This is a genomic window from Roseovarius sp. YIN77, from assembly GCF_057219155.1.
Genome location: NZ_JBXVVI010000037.1, coordinates 1 through 10,134, shown reverse-complemented (window position 1 = coordinate 10,134; position 10,134 = coordinate 1). Strand labels below are relative to the sequence as shown.

At 49.5% G+C, this 10,134-nt stretch carries 10 protein-coding genes; 8 read left to right on the top strand and 2 right to left on the bottom strand.

Going from position 1 to position 10,134, the window contains the following annotated elements:
- The first annotated feature begins 405 nt into the window (after positions 1-405).
- From AC2D8P_RS16270 to AC2D8P_RS16255, 4 genes are all read left to right on the top strand, one after another.
- Positions 406-840, top strand: coding sequence for a hypothetical protein (locus tag AC2D8P_RS16270; protein WP_484703892.1), 435 nt, complete (start codon positions 406-408; stop codon positions 838-840).
- Between the two features lie 100 nt (positions 841-940).
- Complete coding sequence (locus AC2D8P_RS16265; protein ID WP_484703890.1) at positions 941-1,462, top strand: hypothetical protein; 522 nt, start codon at positions 941-943, stop codon at positions 1,460-1,462.
- Between the two features lie 77 nt (positions 1,463-1,539).
- Positions 1,540-2,502: a hypothetical protein gene (locus AC2D8P_RS16260; RefSeq protein WP_484703888.1), complete on the top strand. Its 963-nt coding sequence runs from the start codon at positions 1,540-1,542 to the stop codon at positions 2,500-2,502.
- 373 nt (positions 2,503-2,875) lie between these two features.
- A complete protein-coding gene (locus AC2D8P_RS16255) occupies positions 2,876-3,262 on the top strand; it encodes a Rid family hydrolase (protein ID WP_484703886.1) in 387 nt (128 codons plus the stop codon).
- 33 nt (positions 3,263-3,295) lie between these two features.
- On the opposite strand, the gene AC2D8P_RS16250 is transcribed toward AC2D8P_RS16255, so the two are convergent.
- The gene (locus AC2D8P_RS16250; protein ID WP_484703884.1) at positions 3,296-4,867 is read right to left on the bottom strand and encodes a winged helix-turn-helix domain-containing tetratricopeptide repeat protein; all 1,572 of its coding nucleotides are present in this window, start codon (positions 4,865-4,867) and stop codon (positions 3,296-3,298) included.
- Between the two features lie 197 nt (positions 4,868-5,064).
- Here AC2D8P_RS16250 and AC2D8P_RS16245 point away from each other — a divergent pair, with 197 nt between their 5' ends.
- The 4 genes from AC2D8P_RS16245 to AC2D8P_RS16230 all read left to right on the top strand — a co-directional run bounded on the left by AC2D8P_RS16245 (position 5,065) and on the right by AC2D8P_RS16230 (position 8,455).
- Positions 5,065-5,631, top strand: coding sequence for an OsmC family protein (locus AC2D8P_RS16245; RefSeq protein WP_484703882.1), 567 nt, complete (start codon positions 5,065-5,067; stop codon positions 5,629-5,631).
- A 38-nt stretch (positions 5,632-5,669) separates the two neighbouring features.
- Entirely contained in the window at positions 5,670-5,885 is a 216-nt protein-coding gene (locus tag AC2D8P_RS16240) for a YjiS-like domain-containing protein (RefSeq protein WP_484703880.1), read from the top strand.
- Positions 5,886-5,970: 85 nt separating this feature from the next.
- Positions 5,971-7,212, top strand: a complete 1,242-nt coding sequence (locus AC2D8P_RS16235) for an NAD(P)-binding domain-containing protein (RefSeq protein WP_484703879.1) — start codon at positions 5,971-5,973, stop codon at positions 7,210-7,212.
- 13 nt (positions 7,213-7,225) lie between these two features.
- Positions 7,226-8,455 (top strand): NAD(P)/FAD-dependent oxidoreductase, encoded by a 1,230-nt coding sequence (locus AC2D8P_RS16230; RefSeq protein ID WP_484703877.1) that lies wholly within the window; start codon positions 7,226-7,228, stop codon positions 8,453-8,455.
- On the opposite strand, the gene AC2D8P_RS16225 is transcribed toward AC2D8P_RS16230, so the two are convergent.
- A complete protein-coding gene (locus AC2D8P_RS16225) occupies positions 8,383-9,576 on the bottom strand; it encodes an alpha/beta hydrolase (RefSeq protein ID WP_484703876.1) in 1,194 nt (397 codons plus the stop codon). The two genes, AC2D8P_RS16230 and AC2D8P_RS16225, sit on opposite strands and share 73 nt — an antisense overlap.
- Between the last annotated feature and the right edge of the window lie 558 nt (positions 9,577-10,134).

The window sequence follows — 10,134 nt, the reverse complement described above, 5'->3', positions numbered from 1 at the left end:
TCCGCAAACTCGCCAAGATCTTTCCTGCACCGCAGCATCCGCGAAAAGCCTGAAAACAGAAAGGCTTGCGGTCGCAAAAACCAAGCATCAGTCACCCTCATAACACGGTGTTTTTCAACAGAATCGGCGGATTGCGGCCGTTCTCTGCAAACGCGAACCAATTCTGCCGAGGCATAGGAAGCCGACATTCAAGTGACCACGAAGTGGGATAATTCTCTGCACTACCGCATGGCGACTTTGAGCCCAAATCAACGCGCTTAAGTTTCAACTATTCCTAAAGCTGCACTAGGATTCAATATTCTGGTGCGCCCGTAATCTTCATGTCATCACGCACTAGCTATGCTTAATCACATATTTACCGAAACTTGCTGAAGTTACGCTCCAACGTTGAATTGGAGTGAGAAGATGATGCAACTTCAAAAGTTATTAGTTTGTTCGGCTATGCTTGCATTGTCAGCCCTAGTTTCCGGGTGCGATGTTTCGCCCATTTACCGGGAAGAAGGAGTGACTAAAAGTAATGTCTTCGAGGTCTGGCATGAAGAAAGACATATCTGGTTGGGATTTGACGAGGGTTGGGGCAGCAACCAAGAGATAGCCATATATTTGACAGAAGAAACTAGCCAACAATCGCATGAATACTTGGATGAGTGGGTACAAGTCATGGTGCATAATTTCACTCGGTGGTGTGACTTGCCAGATGATTTCAGAGAGATTGGCCAGCAATTTGTCTTGATTAGTGTCGATTGCCACCCGCGCCCCTATTTTACTGACGAAGATGTGGATGTAGTCGGGCAAAGACTTCAAGAACGCTGGATACGAAGAAACTGCATCAAGTGCTGAAAGGGGCCTTATCGCATTTTTTGACTCGGACCTTGGAATATTAGTGATCTGTTAACTCTGATATGTACAACCTATGGTATAGTATATGTAGGAGGTGGCCATGAAACAAGATCACAACATGAAGCAGATTGTTGAAGCTCTAGAGTTGGTTTCACATAAAGCGTACTGCCATAAAGACTTTGAACTGTCCGAGCGTATTTATGGTGTTATTGACCACATACTTGATACCAGAACTCATCGCGCCGGTGATGACAAGAAACCCCACGCTGAAAACAGCTTTCAAACTCATAAGCGTTTGAGCCAGGTATTGTTGGACTCTCAGGCATATGACGGTCATTTCGAATCCGAGGTCATATACAGGTTTGACAAAAATATTGAAATCACAGGAAAATACGCTGATTTCAATGTGAACTTCGATGACCTAGCCCCAAAGCCACTTCATGGCGACATCTGGGTGCTTGGCGCCATTTGCAATTTAATCGACGCAGTGGAATTTCTGGGGATCAATCCAGCGCTTCCTGGACTTCAGCAATCTCTCAAACACGCAACCGAATACTTTGAGGTCGATGCGGGTATCTGTCCAATTCCACACCCAAGCTACTTCAGCAAACGGCCTCAGTAACTCACATTTTGCAATTCAAACAAATGTGCAATGGAGAGAACCGACCATTCCTTAATGCAACTATAAAGGGCATTTCTATGAATCTTAATACACATCGAATGTATTCAGGCCAATTGGTAGTTTTTGGTGGTTTAATCCGCACATGGATCTTTGCTCTGTTGCCCCCCTTAACTATGCTGCTGCTGCTTTCTGTAACTTGTATAGCTGAAGGCAATGACACCAGAAGGTTGGGGACCGCTCGGCTATTTTCTAATGATTTTCTTGGTGATGGGCATGATAGGTGGAGGACAGGTTCTTATTCCATTGCATTTCTCAAGAGCATGTCATCCACGAAAGGAGATATGTCTTTTTCGGAGACAAGATTGCGATTTGACATGCTCAGCCCATGGGCCAGGCAAAGTTCTTCTGGGCCTGACAGAGCATATGGATTGATGACTTCTTTAGGTCATGTGAAACACCGACCCCACGGGAATGGATTGAGCTATGTTGGCCTGGAGCTTTCCTCAATTTCCGCATCTGACTTTATCAGAGATACACATCAGGAATTACATGACCTGCTTGGCATCGAAGATCCTTTTTTCGGGGGTAATTTGCTTTCATCAAAAATCCGTTTGTCGGGAAGTGCGGGATACGCTCACAATTTGAGCTGGGGAAGCACAAACGTCAGGCCATTTGTGGAGGTGCAAGCGGGCATCGAAACATTTGCGCGATTGGGGGTTGATGTAATAATTGGCCCCATGAGCGACGAAATACGGCTGGTGCGTGATCAATCGACAGGGCATCTGATCACGCACGCCAAATTCGATAAAAAGCCCGGTATGTCATTTGTTGTGGGTGTTGATCTAACACGGGTTTTCAGCAGTGAACTGTTTGGAAGTTCTGTCACGCTCAACGACCAAAGGCACAGAGTAAGGGCGGGTATTCGCTATGAGAGTCAGTATTTTTCAACGTTTATTGGTCTGACACGCCTAGGCAAGGAGTTCTCAGAGCAGATTGAAGCGCAAACATTAGGTTCACTTACAGTGTCATTCAGATTTTAACTCCCACACAGTAGTGTTTTGCCGAAAGTATCACTGATATGGCAAATCATGAACATTCTCGTGGAAACTGACCGTGTTGATTTAATGGTAAATGGGAGCTAACAAAATACGGTGACCGGCGTGAATTGTAGGTCAGATTTGTCTAAGATTTTTTGATGCGGGCCAAGGCGTTAGGGTTGTGCGGGGCGGGATGGCCCGCGTTGACAAATCTTAGACTTAAAAAATCTTAGACTTTCATGTAGCCGAATGTCTGCTCCAAGGCTGTGCCTGTTGCTTCTGCAAAACTGCATTAGGTTTCATCTTTTGAAATTTCTGCTAATTCTTTCTCGGCAAAAAAATAACAAGATCCGATTGTTTTGGAGGACTACCATTCATGCCACAGCAAATAACGCCCGCTGGGTTTGGAAGTTTCATCACCGATTGGAAGATGTCGCCTGGATTGGAGCATGATGGGTTCATTTTTATGACTGGTTTGACCGGTGAAGACATGACCGGGCTGCTTTCCGATAACCCAACAGATCAATTTGTGGCAGCGTTCGAGAAAATTGGCTTGGTCCTAAGGGAAGCAGGCCTGGGATTTGAACATCTTGTGGAAATGACCAGTTTTCATATTGGTCTTCGTGATCATTTGGATGAATTCAAGGCTGTAAGGAATGACTATGTCGTCGAGCCATTCCCGGCCTGGACGGCAATAGAGGTTGCCGGTTTCGTGCGCGATGGCGTCATAATTGAAATCCGGTGCGTTGCTCGTCGAACGTAACTTCGACGGCACGTCGGGGTGATTGATACCCGTTCAAGAAGCCTCGTCAGTGAGTTCTTTGAGTCCTGAACGAAGCAGCCCCTCCATCAACATTTCATAATTATTTATATCATGTGCATAGCTTTCGCGGCTCAGAAAGGCTTGCCATTCGGACACATTACGCGGCATCGGTTCCATTTCCTGCTTCGCGATCGAAATGAAGTTTCTCAAAATGCGTCGTGCATCGCTCATCCGATTGGAAAAAGCATAGCTTGCGGCCAGCAATAAACGGGCGTTGTTGATCAGGTTGTCAAAACTTTGCAAGGCCGCGACAGCATCATCATATCGCCCGAGCGAAAAACACGCTTCCGCCCGCATCCATGGTATCCAATTTAGCCCAAACGGGTCTAAACCATCGACAAATTCCAGCTGCTTCAGTGCGGCCTCAGGGTGACCGGTGGCGGTCAGGAACGATGCATATAGCGTATTTGCGGCAACGTCGTTCGGGTTCAGTTGAAGGGCGCGATCAAACTTACTTTTTGCTTCGGTAACTCTGCGGGCATGTAGAAGCGCCTCTCCCAAATGCGCATGTGCCAGTGCATCCGTCGGATCGATTTGTACAGCTTTTTTTCCATGGTTGACCGCGCGTTGTATGCATTGTTCGGGATTGGCCATCCATCCAGTCCAGAAAGCCATGTCATAAAATGCACCAAGCAACATAAAGGCGCGTGCATGAGATGGGTCGCCTTCTATTGCTTCTTCCAGGACCGGCAGGCTTTCTATCAATGCGTCCTTTGAACATCTGTCATAGTTTGCCTGCGTTCTCCGTATCAGATCTTCGATGCCCAGCTGTGACACGTCGCTTCGTAGGGTCTTTGCCTGACCGATTGCATTGATCCGACCGGCGGCAGTCGCTGCAATAGATCTGGAGGACTCATCTACCAGACCGAAACTGTCACTTATGATTCCGTCAAATCGCTCCGCCCAAACATGACGCTCACCGTCGCAGTCAATCAGTTGCGCCGTTACGCGGATGCGATTTTCAAACAGGTGTACACTGCCACTTAGGATAAAGTCTGCATTGAGCCCGTCCCCAAGTTTCATTTCGGGCGCGATAATAGACTGCGGTGATTTATATGTTGCAGATGGTTGTAATTTGATGTGCCTAAATCGGGCAATCTCTGTATTGATGCTCGCCGATATAGCCTGAGCTAATCCAACCGACTTCGTGTCTGAACCGACGCTTTCAAAGGGTAGCACAACGACCCGGATGTCAGAGGATACAGCCGCGGGGTGTTTGGCGATTGCAGATGTCGAAATCTTGGTGACATCCCCAACAAAGCGTACGCCGCGGCCATGTACGGTCTTGATGTATCGCTGTTGCTGGCCGTCATCTTGCAATGCCTTTCTCGCGGCGCTGATGCAGCTGGAAATGGCTGCATCCGATATAAACCGACCGCTCCAGATTACGTTGATCAACTCTTCTTTACTGACCAATTCTCCGGAGTGTTGAAGCAGCAACGCCAAAAAATCAAAGACCTTTGGTTCAACCCGTACTTCATCCCCCGCATACCGTAATTCGCGAGAGACTAAGTCCAGTTCGAATGTGTCAAATTCATATATCACGTCAGTACTATAGCTGCACGCAACGCTTTGTCACCTCGCCCTTGCAATCCAGAATTTTAGCTTTCCCCTGATTTCCCAAAGAATTCCCAAGGAAATCACGAGACGCTCACCAAGCTTCGGATTTGAACTCTAGCTACATCTGTCTTCACGGGCCGCAAACCCATCAATCGTGACGGCCATAACTCAAGGAGACGAACATGAATATTCAAACTGAAATGAAACCTGTCGACAACGGCGTCAACGTCCAAGCCCTGCTGGATGCACGTACTGCCCTGTCGGAAATGCCCGCCGCCGCTCAGTTCACCTGGCGAGCAAGCTGCGAATGGATGGGCGGTGTACACAGTCGTTCAACCGTCGAAGGCTTTTTTGGTCTGGGCGAAGAAAAGGCACATAAACAGCCCTTTACCTTTGACGCTGATCACCCGGCAGAATTCGCCGCAACGGACGAAGGTGCCACTCCTGTTGAAATCCTACTGTCAGCTTTGGCAAGTTGTTTGACGGCTGGCGTCGCCGCCGTGGCCCAGAACCGCGGTATTCAGCTGCGTTCTGTCAAAGCTCACGTAGAAGGCGACATGGATCTTTTCGGAATCCTGGGTATCGACGCCGATGTACGGAATGGTTTCAAGGCCATTCGCGTCAACTTCGAAATCGATGCTGATGCGACAAAAGACGAAATTGCCGCGGTGGTTGCTCAGTCACAAAAACGTTCCGCTGTTTTCGATATCATCACCAATCCAACAAACGTGCAGGTGGCCGTCATTTGACGGTCCCATTTCAACCTACAAAGAAAGGAAGGAAGATCATGAATACCATCAACTCAACCGCTTCCGCGAGAACAGGTGGTAATCCTCAACGGATTATCGGATCATTGTTTACCTCCATCCGCAGACATTACCGTGCTCAGGCGGATCGTCGACACCTGATGAGCTTAAGCAATCATCACCTCGATGACATGGGCATTCGCCGTGAAGACCTCATGCAGAAAACATCGCTTACTATTTTCTGGGACAGGACATGAGATCCAACAGGACGGGACAAATCATGCCCCGTCCTCTGGATGGAAAACTCACACCAAATTGTTCAACCAACGGGTGAGATAACAAATGAAACGCGTCACAACAGTTATCATAGGGGCAGGCCAATGTGGCCTTGCGATGAGCAGAGAGCTAAGTCAGCGCTGCATTGATCACATCGTTTTGGAGCGTGGTCAGATTGGCAACAGCTGGCGGACAGGCCGCTGGGATAGTCTGCGCCTCTTAACACCAAACTGGATGAATGGCTTGGCTGGCCAGTCCTATGACGGAAAAGACCCGGACGGTTTCATGCACGTATCAGAACTCGTCAGCAAGTTCGATCAATACACTGGTTATACCAATGTGCCGTTGCAAATAGAGACCAGCGTTCTATCGGTCGAAAGCCATTTTGACGGCTATCTTGTTCAAACCGACCAGGGTGCGATTGAGTGCGAGAGCGTGGTGATCGCCACCGGCGCCTGTGCCGTTTCAAAGCAACCCGATTATGCCGCCAACATCGACCCCAATGTACTGCAATTGACGCCCCTAACCTATAAGCGCCCCGATCAGTTGCCCAATGGAGGCATTTTGGTGGTGGGGTCATCAGCTTCTGGCCTGCAAATCGCGAAGGAGCTTCAATCTAGCGGGCGACAAGTTACGCTCGCGGTTGGCAATCACATGCGCCTGCCGCGCCAATACCGGGGCAAGGATATCCTGCACTGGTTGCATCATCTTCGCATATTCGATGAACCCTACACCGAAGTAGATGATATAGAGCGCGTTCGCCGTGGGCCTTCTCTGCCTTTGATTGGCGACCCGTCGTATGCCGACATTGACCTTAATTCTCTGCAACGAACCGGAATAGACATCGTCGGGCGACTTGCCGCTGTAACCGACGGAACCGCCTGGTTTTCCGGTGGGCTTGCCAATCTGTGCACATCCGCCGATTTGAAAATGAACCGGTTACTGGATCGCATTGATGCGTGGATCACAGAGCGCGGTTTGGATCTTCAAGTCGCCCCTTTGCGGCGGTTTCATCCGGTATCCGTTCCGCTGGACCCGATCTTATCCATGAACCTAAAGGATCAAGGCATTCGGACGATCATCTGGGCGAACGGGTTTAGGCCGGATCACAGCTGGCTCAAGCTGCCGGTTTTTGATCGAAAAGGGCGCGTCTTACATGATGGCGGCGCGATCGGTCACGGGCTCTATGTCATGGGCCTGCCTTATCTGCGTACCAGTCGATCAACCCATATCGATGGTGCACCTAACGATGCACGCGTTTTAGCACAACATCTTGAGCATACACTTAAACGCCGACTGGTTGCATAGAAGGAAGGCCCAGATGACTGCTCATATTCGACATCGTAAATATGACGCCGTGATCGTCGGTGGTCGTGTGGCGGGGGCAGCAACGGGCCTTTTGCTTGCCCGTTCGGGTGCCCGCGTTTTGGTTATCGATCGCGATCAGTGCATCGGGGATACTCTTTCGACCCATGCGCTGATGCGTTCTGGCGTGTCGATGCTACAAAAGTGGGGAGCGCTGGATCGACTTCTGGATGCTGGCACGCCAGTGATAAATCACACATGCTTTCAGTACGATGAAGAAATTGTCGATATACCGATCGCCCCGAAATCTGGCACGCCGGGCCTTATTGCTCCACGTCGCTGGCTTCTGGACAAGACGTTGATTGACATGGCGATTGAGGCCGGGGCTGAAGTCAGAACCGGGGCAACATTCATAGATTGCGTCTTTGATCGATCTGGCAGGCCTACGGGTATCGTGTTCAGCAACAGAGAGGGCCACATATTCAAGGTGCTGGCGGATACCGTGATTGGTGCCGATGGTCGAAGCTCAAGCGTTGCAGATCGGGTTGGAGCAACGGTCCTGCGCCAATCTCCGCACCGGACATCGGTGGTTTACGGATATTTTTCCGGACTACTCAACAATGGTTATCAGTGGATGTTCAGTCAGGGCCTCTCTGCGGGCGTCATACCGACCACAAGGGGCAAAAGTTGCATCTTCGCAGCCTGCCGCCCACAAGACTTTCGAACGAGGTTTGGCAGAAATCCATTGCACGCTCTGTCTAGCGCGCTTGGGAAGTTTGATAGTGACATTGGCGAACATCTTTTCCGTTCAGGCCAGCATACCAAGCTTAGACGATTTACAGGTGCAACGGGATTCATCAAGCAATGTGTAGGTCCCGGATGGGCTTTGGTCGGAGATGCGGGGTATTTTAAGGATCCAGCGACAGCTCATGGGATAACCGATGCATTGCTGGATGCGAACCGGCTTGCGACGGCGATTGTGACCGGTGGTCCAGTGACCCAGTATCAAAATCAGCGAGATTTGCATGCCCATTCCATATTCGACATCACGCAGGATATTGCCAGCTATGGCTGGGACTTTCCCAGATTGAAATCCTTACACGCGAACCTGAATAGCTGCCTGAAAATGGAGTATCAGGCGATAAATTCCGTGCCTCCATTAGGCATTGAGACTTATTCTGCCAAAAAGTCAGAAATGTGCTTGGCGCATTTTGCCCAAGCAGGATCAGATTCCGGCATCAGGTGATTGGCAGTATCTAGTGACGTAAATCGAGCGCCCTTAATCCCAACTGCCAGTTCTTTTCCTTGACTATAAGGTGCGGCCACATCCCCTGTTGCGTGAATAACCAGCGTCGGCGCTCGCACCTTTGCCAAGATGGGCCTGATATCGTCACGCGCCCCAGAAACGAGCATCCTTGCCGCATTTTCAGGCGAAGCGGTTTTGCGCTGCAAGTCTGTAAACCAATTTTGGCTATCTGCAGGCGAATCCGGCATATACATATTGGTAAACAATTGCCTGACGGCCGGATTATCCTTCCCCCACCAATGATCGATCATATCGTAGGCTGATTGCCGAAATGCATACCCTTCTGGATCTTCGTGCCTAAGTTGCCATCCCCTCGCATACCCCCCAATTAAAATCAGCTTCTCGACACGTTCGGGATATTTTGCTGCATAAGATACAGCCCTCATGCAGCCTTGCGAAATGCCGATCATCGCAAAGGAGTCCAATTCTACTGAGTCTATGACGGCTTCCAGATCTTCGAGCTGACGTTCATATGCGTGATCTTTTACATCCCAATCGGAAAGCCCATTGCCCCTTGCATCATAGCGGATAAGGCGCTGCCCCTTAACCAATGTTCCGTAGAAATGCCGCCATACTGGGCTCTCCCAGTCATATTCCAGGTGGCTCAGCCAATTGGCTGCTTTTACCAGCGGGGGACCCGATCCAGCCGTGCCATATGCGATCTGGGTTCCGTCCGCGCTTTGGCAAAACCGGATTTCTTGCGACTGCAGCATATCCGGCTGAGCGGGATTAAACTTGCCCCCTGCATCAGCGATATCAACATCAGGATATACAAACCTAAATCCATGCCCGTGGATGGTTCGAATAAACTGTTGACGTTCACCGCTGTCCCCAAGTGCTTTGCGCACGGTGCTTATGCCACTTGATATCGCTGCATCCGATAGAAACCGCCCGCCCCACACCTCAGAAATAAGCTCGTCTTTGGGTACCGCTCGCATTCGATGATTGAGCAAATGTACCAGCAAATCGAACGCTTTGGGTTCAATACGGACAGGATGATCCGAACACGTGAGTTCGCGTTTTTCCGTGTCCACAACGAACGATGCAAATACGTAAATCACTTTGTTCTGCCTACCAAAATACCGGACCTTGGACCGTGATATTACCACTCTTACCACATACAACAATTTTGGCTTCAGATTTTGCGATCGTCAGGAACCAAAAATTGGCGGATCAATCGGGCAAAACGGGATTAGGTGGGGTAACTATGGGGCCAAATAGGCATTTGATATGAGAGTATTCTTGGCTCGTGCACGCACGGGTTTTTCAATTGGCGAGACAATGCAAGTCTTGGGCGACGGAATTGTCACGACGACCATGATTTATCCCAGCCCAATCCGTAATTTAGAACACACTGCTAGATCGAATGTAAGTCGCTGGATTCGAACAGTATCCGTTGGTTGCCGCGGACCCTATTAATGTGCTTGAAGAGTCGCGGCTTAATCAAAGCAGCGATTGGTTACACTTGCAGCATTGGTAAACTGGGCTGATACTGTTGAAAAAGTCTTCTTGATTGGATGCCGTTTCACTGATTCAATTTCCCTATTGAAGCGGGGGATTAATGCCGATGATGGGGCCTAGACAAGAAGCACAGGCGGCACTGTTTTATGAGTTTTCTC

Coding starts and splice junctions, on each gene's coding strand:
- AC2D8P_RS16265 (WP_484703890.1), top strand. CDS start 941: ATGAAACAAGATCACAACATGAAGCAGATTGTTGAAGCTCTAGAGTTG.
- AC2D8P_RS16260 (WP_484703888.1), top strand. CDS start 1,540: ATGAATCTTAATACACATCGAATGTATTCAGGCCAATTGGTAGTTTTT.
- AC2D8P_RS16270 (WP_484703892.1), top strand. CDS start 406: ATGATGCAACTTCAAAAGTTATTAGTTTGTTCGGCTATGCTTGCATTG.
- AC2D8P_RS16240 (WP_484703880.1), top strand. CDS start 5,670: ATGAATACCATCAACTCAACCGCTTCCGCGAGAACAGGTGGTAATCCT.
- AC2D8P_RS16230 (WP_484703877.1), top strand. CDS start 7,226: ATGACTGCTCATATTCGACATCGTAAATATGACGCCGTGATCGTCGGT.
- AC2D8P_RS16245 (WP_484703882.1), top strand. CDS start 5,065: ATGAATATTCAAACTGAAATGAAACCTGTCGACAACGGCGTCAACGTC.
- AC2D8P_RS16235 (WP_484703879.1), top strand. CDS start 5,971: ATGAAACGCGTCACAACAGTTATCATAGGGGCAGGCCAATGTGGCCTT.
- AC2D8P_RS16255 (WP_484703886.1), top strand. CDS start 2,876: ATGCCACAGCAAATAACGCCCGCTGGGTTTGGAAGTTTCATCACCGAT.